The organism is Novosphingobium profundi (assembly GCF_020524485.1).
GTDB classification, from domain to species: Bacteria; Pseudomonadota; Alphaproteobacteria; order Sphingomonadales; family Sphingomonadaceae; genus Novosphingobium; species Novosphingobium profundi_A.
Map to the genome: position 1 here is coordinate 683,096 of NZ_JAIVLF010000003.1, position 17,861 is coordinate 700,956.

At 66.5% G+C, this 17,861-nt stretch carries 13 protein-coding genes; 4 read left to right on the forward strand and 9 right to left on the reverse strand.

The window, feature by feature from the left end:
• Window positions 1–2 precede the first annotated feature (2 nt).
• From LC060_RS09420 to LC060_RS09435, 4 genes are read right to left on the reverse strand one after another with little or no spacing between them, the layout of a single operon-like run.
• Window positions 3–929: a 5'-methylthioadenosine/S-adenosylhomocysteine nucleosidase gene (locus LC060_RS09420; RefSeq protein WP_226634874.1), complete on the reverse strand. Its 927-nt coding sequence runs from the start codon at window positions 927–929 to the stop codon at window positions 3–5.
• The gene (locus LC060_RS09425; protein WP_226634875.1) at window positions 929–2,293 is read right to left on the reverse strand and encodes an NCS2 family permease; all 1,365 of its coding nucleotides are present in this window, start codon (window positions 2,291–2,293) and stop codon (window positions 929–931) included. Before LC060_RS09425 ends, LC060_RS09420 begins: the two co-directional genes overlap by 1 nt.
• Entirely contained in the window at window positions 2,290–3,660 is a 1,371-nt protein-coding gene (locus LC060_RS09430; protein WP_226634877.1) for an AtzE family amidohydrolase, read from the reverse strand. The genes LC060_RS09425 and LC060_RS09430 overlap by 4 nt, the downstream gene beginning before the upstream one ends.
• Window positions 3,657–3,839 carry an AtzG-like protein gene (locus LC060_RS09435; RefSeq protein ID WP_226634879.1) on the reverse strand — a complete coding sequence of 61 codons (183 nt, stop codon included), beginning with the start codon at window positions 3,837–3,839 and terminating at the stop codon, window positions 3,657–3,659. Before LC060_RS09435 ends, LC060_RS09430 begins: the two co-directional genes overlap by 4 nt.
• A 587-nt stretch (window positions 3,840–4,426) precedes the next feature.
• On the opposite strand from LC060_RS09435, the gene LC060_RS09440 reads away from it, so the two are divergent.
• Window positions 4,427–6,847, forward strand: a complete 2,421-nt coding sequence (locus LC060_RS09440) for a TonB-dependent siderophore receptor (protein ID WP_226634881.1) — start codon at window positions 4,427–4,429, stop codon at window positions 6,845–6,847.
• 80 nt (window positions 6,848–6,927) lie between these two features.
• Window positions 6,928–7,569: a purine nucleoside permease gene (locus LC060_RS09445; protein WP_226634883.1), complete on the forward strand. Its 642-nt coding sequence runs from the start codon at window positions 6,928–6,930 to the stop codon at window positions 7,567–7,569.
• A 150-nt stretch (window positions 7,570–7,719) separates the two neighbouring features.
• Here the strand turns inward: LC060_RS09445 and pobA are convergent, their stop codons facing one another.
• Window positions 7,720–8,889 carry a 4-hydroxybenzoate 3-monooxygenase gene (gene pobA / locus LC060_RS09450; RefSeq protein ID WP_226634885.1) on the reverse strand — a complete coding sequence of 390 codons (1,170 nt, stop codon included), beginning with the start codon at window positions 8,887–8,889 and terminating at the stop codon, window positions 7,720–7,722.
• Window positions 8,890–9,051: 162 nt separating this feature from the next.
• Here pobA and LC060_RS09455 point away from each other — a divergent pair, with 162 nt between their 5' ends.
• The gene (locus LC060_RS09455) at window positions 9,052–9,915 is read left to right on the forward strand and encodes a helix-turn-helix domain-containing protein (RefSeq protein ID WP_226634887.1); all 864 of its coding nucleotides are present in this window, start codon (window positions 9,052–9,054) and stop codon (window positions 9,913–9,915) included.
• 7 nt (window positions 9,916–9,922) lie between these two features.
• On the opposite strand, the gene LC060_RS09460 is transcribed toward LC060_RS09455, so the two are convergent.
• The 4 genes from LC060_RS09460 to LC060_RS09475 all read right to left on the reverse strand — a co-directional run bounded on the left by LC060_RS09460 (window position 9,923) and on the right by LC060_RS09475 (window position 15,695).
• Window positions 9,923–12,358 carry a hypothetical protein gene (locus LC060_RS09460; RefSeq protein WP_226634889.1) on the reverse strand — a complete coding sequence of 812 codons (2,436 nt, stop codon included), beginning with the start codon at window positions 12,356–12,358 and terminating at the stop codon, window positions 9,923–9,925.
• 343 nt (window positions 12,359–12,701) lie between these two features.
• Window positions 12,702–13,988 carry an anaerobic sulfatase maturase gene (locus LC060_RS09465; protein ID WP_226634892.1) on the reverse strand — a complete coding sequence of 429 codons (1,287 nt, stop codon included), beginning with the start codon at window positions 13,986–13,988 and terminating at the stop codon, window positions 12,702–12,704.
• Window positions 13,989–14,098: 110 nt separating this feature from the next.
• A complete protein-coding gene (locus LC060_RS09470; protein WP_226634893.1) occupies window positions 14,099–14,575 on the reverse strand; it encodes a hypothetical protein in 477 nt (158 codons plus the stop codon).
• A 118-nt stretch (window positions 14,576–14,693) separates the two neighbouring features.
• Window positions 14,694–15,695, reverse strand: coding sequence for a sterol desaturase family protein (locus LC060_RS09475; RefSeq protein ID WP_226634895.1), 1,002 nt, complete (start codon window positions 15,693–15,695; stop codon window positions 14,694–14,696).
• Between the two features lie 499 nt (window positions 15,696–16,194).
• Here LC060_RS09475 and LC060_RS09480 point away from each other — a divergent pair, with 499 nt between their 5' ends.
• Window positions 16,195–17,766, forward strand: a complete 1,572-nt coding sequence (locus LC060_RS09480; protein WP_226634897.1) for a tetratricopeptide repeat-containing sulfotransferase family protein — start codon at window positions 16,195–16,197, stop codon at window positions 17,764–17,766.
• Window positions 17,767–17,861: the final 95 nt, after the last annotated feature.

A 17,861-nucleotide genomic window follows, 5' to 3' on the forward strand; every position in this document is an offset into this window, starting at 1 on the left:
GTTCAGTCCGGAAGCGCGGCGAGGAATGCGCGCACGACATGCGCAGAATTGACAGACGCGAGCGCCATGAAGGTATTCATCTGGTTCTCGCCATCATCGCCGCCAGCAAGGTCCGACAGGCTGCGAAAGACGATGGCGGGCACCTCGTTGGCATAGGCGACCTGCACCACGGCGGCGCTCTCCATGTCGACGACACGCGCCCCCCAGGCGGCCTGAAGGTACTCGCGAAATTCCTTGTTGTCGGCAAAGACACCTGCGCTCACGCCCGTGCCGCCGACCACCACCTTGGGCTCTTCGACGAGGCAGTGCGGTCCGCTCGCCGTACCCGAAGGCCCGGTACAGCGCTGTAAGGAGATGCGTGCGGTCACGTCTTCAGCAAGCTGCAGCAGTGCAGGGTCCGCACCCAACGTATAATGGCGCACCGGGGCCTCGCTCGCGTTGCCCACGCGCACGCCGCGCGGGAACATCATCTCCCAGTTGGCGGGTGCCTGCGCATCGACCGGCTCGGGCGTCACCCAGCCCTCGCCGGTGCGGCGCGCGAAGGAGACTTCGAGGTACTGCGCCCAGTCCTTGGCGACCACCACATCGCCGATCGAAAGCTCCGGGTCGACCCCGCCCGCAATCCCGGAAAAGACGATGCGCTTCACCTTGAACCGGTCGAGCACAAGCTGGGTGTTCATCGCTGCGTTGACCATGCTCACCCCGCTCTGCATCAGCACCACGGGCTTTCCTTCCAGCGTTCCGGCCAGGAAGGTGAGGCCATTGGCGCTGTATTCGCGCGGCTCGGCAATGGCCGGGGCGAGCGCGTCCCATTCGGGCGCAAAGGCGGTCATCACCACCGTGCGCGGGGTCGTGTCGAAGGGCTCGGCCAGCGCGGGGGCAGAGACAAGCGCAAGCGCAGTAGCAAGAAGAGACATGGCACGGCGCATCAGGCAGCTCCCATCCAGATGAAGCGGGCAACGAAAAGCGCGGCGAGAACCAGCAGGAAAAGGTCGCTCTTGCCGAAGGTTCCCCGCACGATCTTGAGCACCGCATGGGCGGTGATCCCGAAGGCAAGGCCATTGGCAATCGAGAAAGTGAAGGGGATCATCGCGACGGTCAGAAAGGCCGGGATCGCGCAGAGCGGGTCCTCCCATTCGACCTCGGTCAGAGGCAGGCACATCATGCCGCCCACGATGATGAGCGCAGGCGCGGTCGCGGCAAGCGGAATGAGCTGCGCGTAAGGCGCCACGAACATCATCGCGAGGAACAGCAGGCCGGTGACAATGGCGGTGAGGCCCGTGCGCCCGCCCACCTGCACGCCCGATGCGCTCTCGACGTAGCTCGTCACCGTGCTCGTGCCCGCCATCGAGCCGACCATGGTCGCCACCGCATCGGTGACGAGAATGCGGTTGAGACGCGGGATCTTTCCGTCCGAACCGATCAGCCCCGCGCGCTTGGTAACCGCGACCAGCGTGCCGATGTTGTCGAACAGGTCGACAAAGAGGAAGACGAAGAGCACTTCGAGAAGACCAAGGCCATGCTGGCCTTCGGAGCCGAACACCCCGCCCAGGTCCAGCTGGAACAGCGTGCCTGTCATCGCCTCGAGCGAATAGGGCTCGGGCGTGAAGCTGACGAGGCCGAAAACCCAGCCCAGCACCGTCGTCGCGACAATCCCGATCAGCATGGCGCCGCGCACGTTCCAGGCGCTGAGCCCGCCGATCAGGACCAGCCCGAAGAGCGCGAGCGCGGGCGCAGGCTGGCGCAGGTCGCCCAGCGCCACGAACGTCGCCGGGTTGGCAACGACAATGCCGGAATCGCGCAGGCCAATGAAACCGATGAAAAGGCCGATACCGCCCGCCACTGCGGCAAAGAGATACTGCGGGATCGAGTGGACGATCAGCTGGCGAATGCCGGTCAGCGTCAGGACAAGAAAAGCCACGCCCGAGATGAACACGCAGCCCAGCGCCACCTGCCAGGGCACCCCCATCTGCTGCACCACGGTAAAGCTGAAATAGGCGTTGAGCCCCATGCCCGGCGCCAGCGCAAGCGGCGTGTTCGAGGTAAAGCCCATCAGGATCGAGGCAAAGGCCGCCGCAAAGCAGGTCGCCGCCGCGACCGCCGCAACGGGCATGCCCGCCGTTCCCAGGATCGCGGGATTGACGAGGACGATGTAGGCCATCGTCAGGAAGGTGGTGAACCCGGCCAGTACCTCGGTGCGCGGCGTGGTGCCGCGCGCGCGCAGTTCAAAGCGGCGTTCCAGCCGTGCGTCCCAGGCGCTGTCCTGCCGGGCCAGCGTCTCAGTTTCACTCATTGCGTAGTCCCCTCTTCGCATGTCTCGGCCCCATGGGCCGGCGCGCTCACCCCCGTGAACCCGCGCATTTCCAGCTGGCGTGCCAGCGCGAACAACCTGTTCTCCTCACCCGGCTTGCCGATCAGCTGAAGGCCGAGCGGCAAGGCACCCGGTCGCTTCAGGGGCACGGCCAGCGAGGGAAAGCCCAGGAACGTGATCGCCTGGGTGTGAATGCCAAGATCCGCGCGCGCGGGCCGCATCTCGCCATCGATCTCGATACGCGGATCCTCGATGCGCGGTGCAGTGCAGGGCGTGGCCGGAGCCAGGACCACATCGGTGTCCGCCAGCATCGCCGTGACCCTGGCGATATAGTCCGTCCGGAACGCGCGCGCCTCGTCCACGATGGCTTCGGGCAGGAGGGCGCCTGCAATCAGGCGGTCACGCACTTGCGGATCGTAGTCGAGGGCCTGCTTGGCCAGCGCGGCGCGGTGGAGCGTGCCGCCCTCATACGCGGTGATCAAAAACGCCGCCGAGCGCGCCCGTCCGATTTCGGGGATCTCCAGCGAGGCCCCCTCACCCGCGATGGCGTCCATCGCAGCCAGCTGGTCGGGATCGGCATTCATCCGGAAGCGCCCGCCCAGCCGGGCAACACGCAGGTCCGCGCGCGTCTCGGACACCATCGGCTCCCCGCGCAGCACCGCCCAGACGCAAGCCATGTCCTCGACCGACGTCGTGAAAGGCCCGACATCGTCGAAGCTTTCGGCAAACGGAAAGACCCCGTCCAGCGGCAGCGCGGTGTGGGTGGGCTTCAGGCCATAGAGCCCGGTGAGGCTCGCGGGCACGCGCACCGAGCCATTGGTGTCCGATCCCAGCGCCAGCGGCATGAGCCCGGCCGCCACCACGGCCGCCGAGCCACCCGAAGAGCCGCCCGCCAGCCGCGCGAGGTCATGCGGGTTGCGCGTGGTGCCATAGGCCGCGTTGATGGTCGCAAACCCATAGGCGAACTCATCCATGTTGAGCGTGGCGACAAGCACCGCGCCCGCCGCCTTCAGGCGCGCCACGGCCTTGGCATCGCGCGGCGCAGGCGGCGCATCGGCGTAGACGCGCGAGCCTGCCGTGGTCGGCAGTCCGGCAACGTCGAATAGGTCCTTCACCCCGTAGGGCACGCCCGCCAGCGGCCCCGGGTCCTCGCCCGCCGCGATCCGGGCATCGACGGCGTCCGCCTCGCCGCGTGCGCGTTCGGCCAGAAGCTGGGTCACCGCGACCAGCGGCGCGGCCCGTGCCTCGATATCGGCAAGGCAGCCTTCAAGGACCGCGCGGGCCGTCACCTCGCGCGCCCGTACCGCCCGGGCGATGTCGCAGGCCGACCTGCGGTGCCAGAGGGTCATTCCCCGTCCTCTCCGCGCATCCGGCGCACATGGCTCTCGAGCAGCTCCAGGTTGGCCTCCACGCCGGAACGGCACGCCTGCGGTATTGGCAGTCCGACAGCGGCGGCTGCGGCATCGATGGCCGCGCGCGAACGCGGGACGGCAGCGCCGCCGGGCCGGGTCGGGGAGGGCGTGGTCATGCGGCCTTATCTCCTGCCGGGGCGACGCGCACAGTGCGCGCCGACACGGGACGGCACGTGCCAAGCCCCTGTGCAACCACGCGATCATGCCCCGTCGCAGCCCTGCGGGCAACGGGCCAATTGACCCTTCCTGCCCGAGGTCGGCGCAAGAGGGAGCGCGGATCGGGTCCGATCCGGAAGAAAGGGAAGGCGCGGCGCATGTCCCCCTCCTGCCTGCCGCCACCCTATCTAGCAAACGCAATGATCTGGACAGATCGTTGCAAAAAAGAGCGCACCCACTTCTACGGCACCGTAGGCTCTCTAATTTTCGCAACACCTTGTAAAATTCATTGCATTTGCTTGCACATTTATGCGCCACTAGCCCTACGCACGAATAACATGGAACAACAGTCCGAGACCGTGAGGAAATACACGGAAATAGAGGACGTAAAGACGACCTAAATGGGGCGAGGACAACTGAAAGGGAGAGCAGAACATTTCGGCCGCGCCAGACAGGGACGGCGCGCCGGGGCATTCATGAGGGGGTTGATATGCGGATTTCACGTTGTTTTACAGGCAGGTCTCGCAGATCTGCAGCGCGCACTCATGTGCTTGTCGCAGGCCTTCTGGGCTGCACCGCGCTGAGCACGCCCGCACTCGCGCAGGAGCCGGCAGAGCGCGATCCGGCCTCCGAGATCGTCGTTACCGGCTCGCTTGACGCATTGCCCGTCGCCGACGTCGGCTCGGTCTTCGGCTTCGACAAGACCATCGTCGAAACCCCGCGTTCCGCCTCCACCGTCAGCGCCGAGCAGATGGAACGCTTCGGCATCACCGAGATCTATGACCTCGTCGCGCAGTCGCCGGGGACCTTCACCAACTCGTTCTTCGGCGTAGGCGGTGCGCTCGATATTCGCGGTACGCCCGGCGAAGTGTACTTTCGCGGCGTGCGCCGTCTCGACAACCCGGGCAACTACCCCACCCCGATCGCGGCGGCGGACCGGGTCGACATCGTGCGTGGTCCCGCCTCACCGATCTACGGACCCTCCAAGACCGGCGGCTACATCAACTTCGTGCCGCGTTCGGCGCGCGCGCAGGGCGGCGCCTTCATGGCCAGCCCGGAAGGTAAAGTCGGCCTCACGCTGGGCAGCTGGAACAAGACCGACCTCACCGCCCAGATCCGGGGTCCGGGCCACATCGGCACGCAGGAATTCGGGTACAGCCTCTACGCCGAGGTCGAGGATTCGGGCAGCTACTGGGACAACATGTCCACCAACCAGACGATCCTGCAGGCCGCCTTCGACACCGACCTGACGCCCGATCTCCGGCTGGAATTCGGCGGCATGTACCACCGCTTCCGCGGCCAGCAGAATGGCGGCTGGAACCGCCTGACGCAGGACCTGGTCGATGACGGCACCTACATCACCGGCAATGCCATCTCGCTCGACACCGATGGCGACGGGCAGATGTCGGTCGAAGAGATCAATGCGGCGGTGCCCGGCGGTCTCTCGATCTTCGGCGGCTTTGCCTGCGGGGGCGGCGTGTTCCCGGATTCGATCACCGATGCCTGCTACACCTCCAGCCCCAACAACCTGCTCAACCTCCAGAACACCGGCACCACCACGCTCAGCCGACGCAAGACGCTGACCGGCAAGGACGACCGGCTCGACAACAACGCGACCACGCTCTACGCCGACCTCATCTGGACGGGTCCCGGCGACATCGAGATCAAGAACCAGGCCTTCTACGACAGCTACGAGAACATCAACGAGAACGCCTACGGCTTCTCGCAGCTGCACGATTCCTGGGTCTTCGAGGACAAGATCGTCGTCTCCAAGACTTTCGAGTCGAGCGCGGGCACGTTCGCCTTCCAGCTCTCCCCCTCGATCCGCTACACCAGCTTCGAACACGGGGAGGACTTCAACTACGAGTACTTCCACCGCGTCGACCTGACGCAGGGCTACGACCCGGCCAGCGATCGCCTGCTCTCGACCGAGTGCGACTGCAACTACACCTCCTACGTCGATGGACACTACACCGACGTCGCCTTTGCCGCGCTGACCGACCTCGACTTCGCCTTCGGCCTCGATGTCACGCTGGGCGCGCGCTACGACCATGTGAAGGCCAAGTCGACCTCGGACATCGGCCGCATGGAAGCCGCCCAGGTTGCATCCGACCGCGCCGATGGCATCCCCGACAGCGCTTCGGGCAGCAAGGGCGCCTGGTCCTGGTCGGCCAGCGCCAACTACAAGCTCCCACTCGGCCTCGTCCCCTACGCCACGATTGCGCGCCAGTCGGTCGTGATCGCGGGGCAAGGCGCGGACATCGCGGTCTCGAACATCGCGGGCGACACCTTCATCACCGCATCCAAGCTCTACGAAGGCGGTATCAAGGGATCGTGGCTCGACGACACGCTCTACGCCGCGATCTCGGTCTACAAGCAGGAGCGTACCGACTACAACGCGCAGTCGAGCACGGTGAACCAGGCGGTCGAGACCAAGGGCCTGGAGGCCGAACTGCGCTGGGCGGTGGACGAGCACCTGCTCATCACCGGTGCCTATACGCGCACCAAGGTATATAACCTCACTTTCTACGAAGCGGGCAGCACCTTCAGCTTCCTGGGCATGGAAGACCTCATCAATGTCGAGGACCAGACGCTGCACCTGGGCGGCCAGCCCGGCGGCCTGATCCCCATCAATTCGAAGAGCGATTCGCGCCGCGCCGGCATTCCCACCAACCTCTACGCGCTGACCGCCACCTACGCCTTCGACAATGGCCTTGCCTTTGCGGGCAGCATGGTCGCGGTGGACTCGGTCTACTCGGGCCAGTCACAGGCGGTGCGCCTGCCCGCCTACACGCTGTTCGATGCCAGCGCGTCGTACAGCACGGGGCCCTGGGACCTGCGCGTCGTGGTCAAGAACGTGACCAACGAGAAGTACTTCCGCGCCAACTTTACCGAACTGTTCGGCTCGACCATCGCGCTGCCCGAACGTCCGCGCAGCGTCCAGGCGACGCTGTCCTACAACTTCTGACGCTCCCCCAGGCGCAGGGACGAAGCTCCCCCCACGGCACCGTCCCTGCGCCGCACCTTCTCACACAGACGCGACCTAGCATGCGCCTTTCCCCGCTCCGTTCGCGGCGCCCTTCCCGGCTGGGTTTCCTCGCCGCGGCCCTTCTGGCAAGCTGCACGCTGGCGCCTGCCGCCCAGGCGCAGGACGCCGCCGCCCGTGCCGCCCGCACGCTCGCCTCCTGCAAGCCCGCCGCCCCCTGCGACAGCCCGCTGCCGGTCAAGGTCGTTGTCGTCTCGCTCTTCGAGATCGCAGCAGAACTCGCCAGCTTTACCGGCTTTCCCAAGGCGCTGGAGCCCCCGCGCGTGCTCGAAAGCGAACAACTCTCGGCGATGACCTTCTGGCACGGCGCGCGCCTGACGGACTGGGCCAACCACTGGGTGCCGCAATGGACCGGCGGCAAGGGCAAATTCGTGACCTCGGCGATGGAGGACACAGGCATCCTTCAGGCCATGACCTACCTCGATGCGGCAGGCCGCGCGGACCGCCACCGGGTGCTGGTACTGCGCGCGGGCTCCAACTTCACGATGCCCCCGCCCGGCACCGATGCCGCGAGCTACCTCCTGCGCGAAAACGAGGGTTTCGCAGGGCTCGAGGCGGCGGTGGAGAACCTCTACACGGTGGGTTCGGTGCTGGTCGACGAACTGCTGGGGGACTGGGAGCGGTATTCCGAGACTACGCCCTGAAGAAAGTAAAAGAGTTTCAAGGGGTCATCACCCCTTGACCCCATACCCGACGCCCTCACCGCTCGCAGCCACCGTGGCTGAGAGCGGTGAGGGCGACTGGTAATGGGAGCCCGAGGGCGATGGCCCTCGGAAACCCTCTTCTTCTACCCTTCAGACAGGCAAGCCGACATAGTTTTCGGCAATGGAACGCTGCGCCGCTTCGCTGCTGGCGATGTAGTCCAGCTCGGCCTGCTGCATACGGCGCTCGAACGGGCCATCTTCGGGGAAGCGGTGCATGAGCTTGGTCAGCGTCCAGCTGAAGCGTTCGGACTTCCACACGCGTGCCAGCGCTTTCTCCGAATAGCCCGCGATGGCGTCGGCATCGTTGCACTTGAAAAAGGCGAGCAGTGCCTCGGCGGCGTAGTGCACGTCGCTGGCGGCCAGGTTCAGGCCCTTGGCTCCGGTCGGCGGCACGATGTGCGCGGAATCGCCGCAGAGCATCAGGCTACCATGGCGCATCGGCTCGAAGACGAAGGAGCGCAAGGGTGCGATCGATTTCTCGATGGAGGGGCCGCGGGTGATGTTGGCGGCCGCCTCGGGGCCGAGGCGCACGGCCAGTTCGTCCCAGATCCGCTCGTCCGACCAGTCCTCGATCTTCTCGGTCAGCGGCACGTCCACGTAGTAACGGCTGCGCGTCTCGCTGCGCATCGAGGCGAGCGCAAAGCCGCGTTCGTGGTTGGCGTAGATGAGTTCGTGGTTGCAGGGCGGCACATCGGCAAGGATGCCCAGCCACCCGAAGGGATAGACCCGCTCGAAACTACGCCCGACCGAGTCCGGGATGGCCTTGCGCGAAGGGCCATGGAAGCCGTCGCAGCCCACAATGAAGCGGGCATCGACGCGGTGTGAGGTGCCGTCCTTGGTGTAGGTGACGTAAGGGGCATCGCTCTCGATGTCGAAAAGCGCGACGTCGGACGCTTCGTAGACAACTTCCAGCCCGCGCTCACTGGTGGCTTCCATCAGGTCACGGGTCAGTTCGGTCTGACCGTAGACCATGACTTCCTTGCCGGTGAGTGCCTTGATGTCGATGCGGATGAGGCGTTCGCCGTCGGCAAGGTTGAAGCCGTCGTGCGGCAGGCCTTCGGCCTTCATGCGCGCATCGAGACCGAGACGCTCCATAAGCTCGACGGTGACCTGCTCCAGCACGCCCGCACGGATACGCGAGAGGACGTACGGTCCGGTCTGGCGTTCGAGGACAACGCAGTCGATCCCCGCCTGGCGCAGGAGATGTCCGAGGAGGAGACCTGAAGGTCCCGCACCGATGATGGCGACTTGTGTACGCATATGCCGTGCTCCTTTCCCGATGCGCGCCGTGTCGGCGCTGCACATGGGGCGCGCAGCGGGCGCGCCCTGATTGTTCTTTCTCTTGCCCCTGTAATGCGCGCGTCCCCCCTCGACAGGAAGGGCTTGGGGCGTCACACTTCAGGTACTATTCGGACACAGGACATGGCACCCGGCACGATTCCCACCTTTCTCCTCTATGGTGAGGACCTGGGCGAAATTCCCGCTCAATTCGCGCATATCGAGACGATTGCCGCGCGCAGCTCACTGCTCGACTGGGAGATCGGCGCGCACCGTCACCTGCATAGTGTGCAGATTCTCTTGGTATCCAAGGGACAGGTCACTTTCCGCTGCGACGGCCAGGTGGAGACGCTGCAAGGTCCCTGCTTCATGGCCGTCCCGATCGGCAGCGTCCACGGTTTCCAGTTCCAACCTGACACGCGCGGCTACGTGCTTTCGCTTTCGGCCGCCTTCGTGGCGCGCGGTTCGGACGCACAGGACCCGCTGCTCCACATGCTCACCCATGGAGCGAGCGGCGAGGTCGCGCCAGAAGCGGTCGCCCGGGTCGACTGGCTGTGCCGCGAGATGCTGGCGATCCAGGCCGACTGGCGGCTCCCTTCCGCGCTGTTCCTGACGCTCGCCGAAGCACTCGTGCGCAGCCTGGAGGCCCCGCAAAGCGAAACCCCACCCGCCCAGTCGGACGAGGCGCGCCTTTCCGCCTTTCGCCAGCTGATCGAGCTGCACCTGACCGAACACCGCGGGGTCGAATGGTATGCGGCGCAGATGCGCGTCAGTGGCAAGACGCTCACCCGTATCTGCCAGCGCGCGGCCGGCTGCACCCCAACCGAAATGCTGCACGCGCGCCTGCTGCTGGAGGCGCAGCGATTGCTGTGCTTCACCAACGCCAGCGTGGTCCAGGTCGCCAATGACCTGGGCTTTTCCGATCCCTCGTACTTCTCGCGCTTCTACCAGCGGCTGAGCGGGCGCCGCCCGCAGCAGGACAAGTCGAGCGCCACCGGGCGCACCTGAGCCGCAGTCACGCCCCGTGCGGCCGCAATCGGGCCACCGCCTCGTCGTCATCGCGCAGGCGCAGGTAAAGCCCGTCCGCGCCGGGTGCAGGCACCTCGAGGCGCTCCCCTGTAAAGCCAGGGGGCACGGCCCGCGCATCTGCAAAGTCCGCGCCTTGCGCCACGGCGGCGACAAGGAACAGGTTGCGCCCCTGAAGCGTGCAGTGCGCCGCCTTGCTCTTGGCGCAGGCAAGCTCGTCGATTGCGGGGAGCCGCACCAGCCGCGCCAGGTCCTGCCAGCGTCCCGCCACACCGTTTGCGACGAGTCGGTAGCGCAGCGGCCCGAAACTGCCAGGCGCCAGCGCGCCGGTATCGAGCCGCGCGATCAGCACGCCCGGGCTCGAGGGCATCAATCCCGACCCGATGCCCAGACGAACTGGCTCGGCTGTTCCCTCAAGCGCAACCTCGACCACGGTATCGCGGCCCAGGCGCTGTCCCGGCGCGGTCTGGAGCGAGAAGACGAGCTCTCCGCCCGCCGGGAGCAGCGTGTCGGACGTCAGCTCCAGTGGCTGCGTGCCCTGGGCCGGTTCGGGCATACGCACCGAGCGGGAAAGAACCTGCGCATCGGGGCGCGGCGGCGCAATCGTCACCGGCAGGGTTTGCTCGCGCCCATCGGCCAGCAGGACGCGGCCCTCCAATGTGGTCCCGGCACCGGGCATCCCGGTCGCATCTACGGCAAGGGTGAGCACATCGCGCCCATCGCGCCGCTGCAAGGCGCCGGGTTCGAGCGTCTGGCCTGCCAGCACGAGGGCACGCACCTGGTCGAGCCGCTGCCCGGTCAGGCGCGCCTCCCCGTCGCCTTCGTGCAACTGAAGTCCATCGATCCGGCTTGCCTCGGCCCGGGTCTCCAGCGTCAGGGTCACCGGATCGGCCTCTCCCTGAAGATGCAACGCCAGCTGTACCGGCCCCGGCCGTGCGCCTTCCAGCGGGACGCTCACGGCAAGGCGTTCGGTGTCCTTCACCTCCCACTCCAAGGCCCGGCGCGTGTCCCTCCCGGTCAAGGTGATCGCGCTGACGCAGGCCGGAGCAGTGCCTGCCAGAACGGCCGTGCTGTCACGACCGACGACAAGCGTGCCGTTGTCGCCCACCGAGTGCCAGGCCCCGCTCCCGGGGCGCTGAAGCGTGAAGTCGGGCCCCTCGAACGGCGCGAACCCCCAGTTGCCATGAAGGTGCGCGCGCAAGGCCCCGGAAAAGGTCGCCGGGATCGCTCGGGCATCGAAGACATAGCCGCCCCGGTCAGCACGCGCGGTGACCGGCACGTCCACTGTGCGCCCGTCCGAGGCGGTGATGCGCAGCGCCATCGCGTGCGCAAAGTCGCTCGCATAGACCAGCGGTGCGCCTTCCACCGGCAGCAGGACATGGCCCTGCGCGGCACAGATCGGGGCCGTGTGCGTGCTGCGCAGGCGCGGCAGGACATCGGCCTCGACAGAGGGCATGCCCACGACCAGCACCGACTTGGGCTTGGTGAAGGAGGGCGCGGTGTTGAGCCGCAGCGCCAGACGGTCCGCCCGCCGCTCGGTCAGCGCGGGAAGATAGTCGAACTGCGGGTTGTTGAAGGCGCCGAACAGGCGCGCGATGTCACGCGCGACGCCGATATAGGCGCTGTACGAGCCCGAGCCGGCCTGCGGCGTCGCGCTCAGCTGCAGGGCCAGATCGGTCGGCGCGCCCGCCAGCGTATCGGCCAGCGAACTGGTGTGGACATCGCTCAGCACCAGCGCGCCGCGCCCCTCGATCAGGCACGCGGCCTGCTCCTCCAGCACCTTGTCGAGACAATCGGCCTGAAGACGCATGCCGAGGCTTGAGGCGAGCACCGGAGCGACCTTGCGCAGGGCTTCGGGGTTGCGGTCCCCCTGCGCGCGGATCGAAGCCATGAAGGTTTCCAGCCGTGCATGGTCGAGCGAGGCCTCGTAAAGCTCACCGCCAGCCCGGACGAATTCGCCGGGCTTGCCCTGCACCGCATCCTCCAGCACGCCTTGCGCGCCCTGCGTGCGCGGAACCATGAGGAGCACCATCTGCTGCGCGCCTTCGGGCACGGTCAGGTGCAGGGTGTTGTCCTTCTCCTTGTCCTTCCAGCCCTGCCCGGTGGCGATCCAGTCGTCAGGCGGTGGGTTCACGGCTCCGCGCAGGAACGCGGCAACGAAGAGAAAATCGCGCAGCTTGTCGTCGGGATCCTCGCTCTGGGGCAAGTGCAAGGTCACCTCGTCCCCGGCGAGAAGGCTCGGCACCTGCGCAGCGGGCAGGGTCGTGTCCCCGCGCGTCACCTCCATCACGATCTCGGGACCGCGCAGCTCGAAACCCGGGCCACCACTGCTGGCCGCCTGCGCAGAGGCGCCCCAGGACAGGGCAAGCGCGGAGGCCGCGCAAAGCGCGCGCGGCAGACGTCGGGAACGGAACAAGGTCAACACGGGCAAGAGCGATCCGAAAGGGCATCCCGCGCAATCTGCGCATCGGGGCCGCAGCCACGACACCCAAGGCGCGGAAGAACAGGGAGTGTCCCACACCTAGAAAGCCGCGCGTGGCCCCGTCAAGGTGCGTGGCTATCCGCCCGTCGCGGCGGCCACCCCATCGGGCGCAGGCACCGGAGGGCTGCAAACAGGATTAGGAAGGAAGGAAGGATACAAGGGGTCATCACCCCTTGACCCCAGAATGGGCACCCTCACCTTTCTCAGCCAAGGCAGCGCGTGCAAGGTGGGGTCGACAATTTGGGGAGCCCGAGGGCGATGGCCCTCGGATCTGTTCTTCTACCTTCTACGCCCGCGCACGTACCTGCGCAGGGCTCATCGCCATGATCGGGTCGAGCGGCTGACCTGCCATCACCCGCTGGGCAATCACGCTCAGCCAGGGCGTAATGTGGCGGAAATAGCGCTCGTACCCCCGGCACAGATAGTTAAGCCCCGCTTCCCCGTCGCGCGTGCGGGTAAAGCGATGCTTGGGGCAGCCTCCCCAACACAGGGTCAGCTGCGCGCAGGAGCGACACTTGCCCGGCAGATCGCGCCACTTGGCCTCGCCGAACGCCTGCTGGCGCGGAGAAAGGACCATGTCGGCAATGCTGTCTTCGGTAAGGTTGCCCAGGCGATAGTCGGGATAGACGTAGTGATCGCAGGAATAGACATCGCCGTTGTATTCGCTCGCCAGCGCGTGGCCGCATTGCTTCTGGTGCAGGCACACCGCGCCCGGCTGCCCCATGTACGAGGCCAGCGCCCACTCGATGTTCATCACGAATATGCGCGCGATATCGGCCTTGCGCCAGCGGTTGAAGACGCCGACGAGAAAGTCGCCCCAGGCCTCGGGCAAGACCGCGAAGGGCGCGACCTGCGGCGCCTTGCCTTGCGAGGGGGACGCGCCGGGGCCTTCGAGGTCGAAACCCTGCGCGGCGTAATCGCGCCCGGCCATACGCTCGACCACAGGGGTGAACTGGATGAACTCGACACCTGCGGCCTTCAGAAAGTCATAGATCGCCAGGGGCTGGCGCGCGGAATACCGGTCGACACAGGTGAGCACATTGTACTCGACACCGTGGCGCTGCAACCGTTCCAACGCCGCCATCACCAGGTGGTGCGAAGGCGCGCCCGAACGGTAACGGCGGTAGCGGTCATGGACCTCGGCCGGCCCGTCGAGGCTGAGACCCACAAGGAAACGCTCCTCGGCCAGGAAGCGCGCCCAGTCCTCGTCAATAAGGATGCCGTTGGTCTGGAGCGTGTTGGTGACCGGCCGCCCGGCGGCATAAAGCTTCTGCAACCGTACCGCCTCGCGGAAGAAGGGCAGGCCCTGCAAGGTCGGTTCGCCGCCCTGCCAGGCAAAAAGCGGCGTGGCCTCGGGCGGTGTCGATGCGAGCACGTTGCGCACGTAGGCGTCGAGCACCTCGGGGGCCATGCGGCGCTTGGCGGGACGCTCGTAGAGCGCTTCCTTTTCCAGGTAGAAGCAATAGTCGCAGTCGAGATTGCAGGCCGGGCCGCTCGGCTTGGCCAGAAGGTGAAACTGCGCGGTTCGTGCCGTGCCGGTGCCCTTGCCAGTAGGTGTCTCGACCGTCGCCATGCTGCGTATTCTCCCTCGCTCCTCGCGGCGAAGACTAGCATGGCGGCGGCCTGGCAAACCCGACATGGATCAAAAAACGGCGCTTTTGCGGGAAAGCGCGCAGCTTCCGGTCAGGAGTGGGCGGGAGCGCCCATGTCGCCATTCACCTCGCCTGCGATGCGGCGGCGCAGTTCGGCCCGGAACAGGCGCGGTTCGAGAATGCGCCCCACCACATAGAGGAACGCGAAGATCCCGGTGAAGACGAAACTGGGCGTGCGCGATTCCTCGAGCAGCCAGGCAACGCCGAGGAAGAAGAAGGGCAGGCAGAAGCAGAACATCAACGCTGGACTGTGCATGTCCCAGGCGAGCGAGCGCCCTTCGCCTTCGTGACGCACGTTCAAGGTGCCGCTCTTGTAGATCGACATCTTGTCCTGCGAGAGCGGGTCCTTCTTGCGGAAGGTCAGCGCATCGTTCTCGATCTCGTAGCTGGTGCCCGCCACCTGAAACAGGCTTTCAAGGCGCGCGAAGATCTCCGAGGCGGGCGCGGCGGTGTCGAGCGGGAGCGACCCGCGCACGCGCCAGATGGTGTCGATAAGGGGCAAGTTCACGCGAAGGGTACTCCCGCAGTGGCGTACGGCGGACATGGCTGTCCTGCGGACCGGCGCACCGGTCCCGAAAAACGATAGGGGCGCAGGCGGGCGCCCCGCAAAGGGCGCCCGGCCAGCATCATTCGGCAGGTACGGTCGAGCCCGAGGCGCCCGGATGCAGGCGGCGCTGGACGAAAGCCTTGCTGGTCTTCCAGGCCTCGGTGAAGGGGTAGTGCATCTGCTCCCAGATCGACATGCGGCGGCCGCCTTCCATGCCCAGCACTTCCGCCTCGCCATCGACGCAAGTGCCGAAGATGCGGTCCAGGAAGATGTAGGTGTTGCAGTAGTTGCTGCGGCTGCCCTCGAAGTCCTGCGAGTGGTGAACGCTGTGGTGTTCGGTGGTGTTGAACACATAGCCCCACCAGCGCGGCGTGTTGAAGCGGATGTTGGCGTGCTGGTAGATGCTGATCGCCATGCCGAGCGAGCCTGCGAGCAGCGCGGCGCGCGGCAGGAAGTCGAAGAAGCCACCGATGCCAAGGCCGATCAGGAAGATCTCGATGGGGCTGCCGATCGACCCCTTGTTGATGTTGAGCTGGGTAATGTAGTGGTGAACCGAGTGGGTCAGCCACAGCGGGTACCAGTTGTGCATGCCGCGGTGCATCCAGTAGTAGCAGATGTCCGCGAAGAGGGTGATCAGGAAGGCCTGGAGCAGGAGCGGCATGTCCGTGAACCAGGCGAATTTTTCCCAGTTGAACGCGGCCAGGATGTGTTCGGCCCAGACATCGCTGCCAAAGTGCTTACCCACCGCGCGGATCAGCGTGTAGGCGATGGCGACGTAGAACAGGTCGACGACCAGTTCCTTCCAGGTGAGACGCCAGCTCTTGTAACGCGGGCTCACCCACTCCAGCACGTAGAGCAGCGCCTTGAAGCCGATACCGATGCCGATCGCGGTCGAGGTCTTGGCAATGGAATCGGGCGCGTACATCCAGAACAGCACGAGCGCGACGAGCACCGCGGGCTGAAACCAGGTGAAGATGAAACGCTTCACCGGGCCACCCTCGACCCGGCCGAGGTTTTCCCAGCCGATAGTGACGGGAGAGTCAGCCCCGATGATACGCTTTCCTACGCGAACTCCGTCCATATTACCTACCCCCGTAATACGCAGCCAATCGTTCTAGTAATACTGAATACAGGTATCGTAATAATCGATTCTGCAGCTGTCCATGCCCAAATGGACCTGGGGCGCATATTATTGCCGCAGCACTGTTTTTTCCGGTTTTCTTGGTGCGTCGAGGAGCACCTGCAGGCACAAAATGCGCAGAATCCCGGAGTTTGCGCCCGGCCGCTATGCTGGCCGGATCGCCCGCTCCCTGAACGCGAAGCGTCTCACGAAGCCCCTTTGCGCGCAAGGCCGGGCCAACAAGCCCTTGGACCACCTTGCAAACCCGTCCGCTCGGCTGCATCCACGCGTCCCTGATTCGCGCGCGCCCGCGTGAGAGGCGCGTGCGGGCGCCAGGACTCAGCGTGGCATGCGCAAAGGCAATTGCCGCCCCCTGCCGGCCCGGTTAGGCTCGGACAAACCCGCGCCGCGCCGTTGCGCGGGACCGGAAGCGCCCCCCGCGACAGCGAGCAAGGATGCCATGACACTCGAAGACCAGGCCCGCGCGGCCCTGCGACGCGGCGAGATCGCCACAGCCGCCACCGCCGCGCAGACTCTCTGCCAGCGCGCACCCAGCGATCCCGCAGGCCCGTTCCTGGCCGGGATGGCCGCGGCGGAAAGCGGGCAATTCGGCAAGTCGCTTCCCCTGCTCCAGCGCGCAGCGCAGATGGCGCCCGGCAACGCCGAGTATCTCGCCCAACTGGCCAAGGCGCTGATCCTGCTGCGCCGCGACGGCGAGGCGGGCGAAGTCGCCGCGCGCGCGCTGGCGCTCCCCTGCACGGATCCGCTCGCGCTCGACACGCTGGGCTGCGTGCTGGCGCGCCTGGGCGACCACGAAGCCTCGCTTGCCCCCTTCACCGGCGCGGTGGAGCGGGCACCCGACAACCTCGACTACCGCTACAATCTTGCCGCAGCGCTGGGCTTTACCGGCCAGGTCGAGGAGGCACGCGCGCAGTACGAAGCGATCCTCGACGCCGATCCGGGCAACGCGCGGGTGCATTACGCCCTCTCGATCCTGTCGCGCCAGACGCGCGAGGCCAACAATGTGGCGCGCCTTGAAGACGTGCTCGCCAGCGCCCCCCCGCCCGGCGACACGCTGCGCCTGCGCTATGCGCTGGCCAAGGAACTGGAGGACATCGGGGCCCCCGCCGAAGCCTTCGCGCAGCTGCGCGCCGCAAACACCGCGCACAAGCGCGCGACAGGCTATGACTTTGCCCAGGACGCGGCCATCTTCGAGGCGCTCGAAACGCTTTTCCGACGCACCGACACCGCGCTCGCCACCCAGTCGGGCTGCCCCGACGCCGCCCCGATCTTCGTGGTCGGCATGCCGCGCACGGGCACCACGCTGGTTGACCGCATCCTCTCCTCGCACCGCGACGTGGAGGCAACCGGCGAACTGCAGGCAATGCCGCTGGCGGTGAAGCAAATGGCCCGCACGCCCTCGCGCCAGGTCATCGATGCCGAGACGATCGCGGCGAGCGCGAACTGCGCGCCGGCCGCCATCGGTGAGGCCTACCTTGCCCGCGCGCGCCATCATCGGCGCAGCCAGGCGCCGCGCTTCACCGACAAGCTGCCCGCCAATTTCCTCTATATCGGCCACATCCTGCAGGCGCTGCCGAACGCCAAGATCGTGTGCCTGCGCCGCGGCGCGATGGACACGGTCTGGAGCAACCTGCGCAACCTCTTCGCCACCCAGTCGGCCTACTACGCCTATTCCTATGACCTCATGGACACGGCGCGCTACTACGCGCGTTTCGATGCGCTGATGGCGTTCTGGGAGACACGTTTTCCGGGCCGGGTGCTCCAGTTCGGCTACGAGGCGCTGGTCGACAACCAGGAGCAGGAAACCCGCCGCCTCCTGGCCCATTGTGAGCTCGACTGGGATGCGGCCTGCCTCGACTTCCACCGCAATACCGCTGCCGTTGCGACCCCCAGCGCCGCGCAGGTGCGCCGCACGCTCAACCGCGACGGGATCGGGCGCTGGAAGACCCACGCCGCCGACATGGAAAAGGTCGCCGCCTTCTTCCACGCGCGCGGCATCGCGCTCGACTGATTACAGGCGCGCCCCGAGCGACGCCCCTCCCAAGCACGGCGCAGCAAAAAGGGCGCGGCACCCGATGGTACCGCGCCCTTCTCTATTTAGGGGCC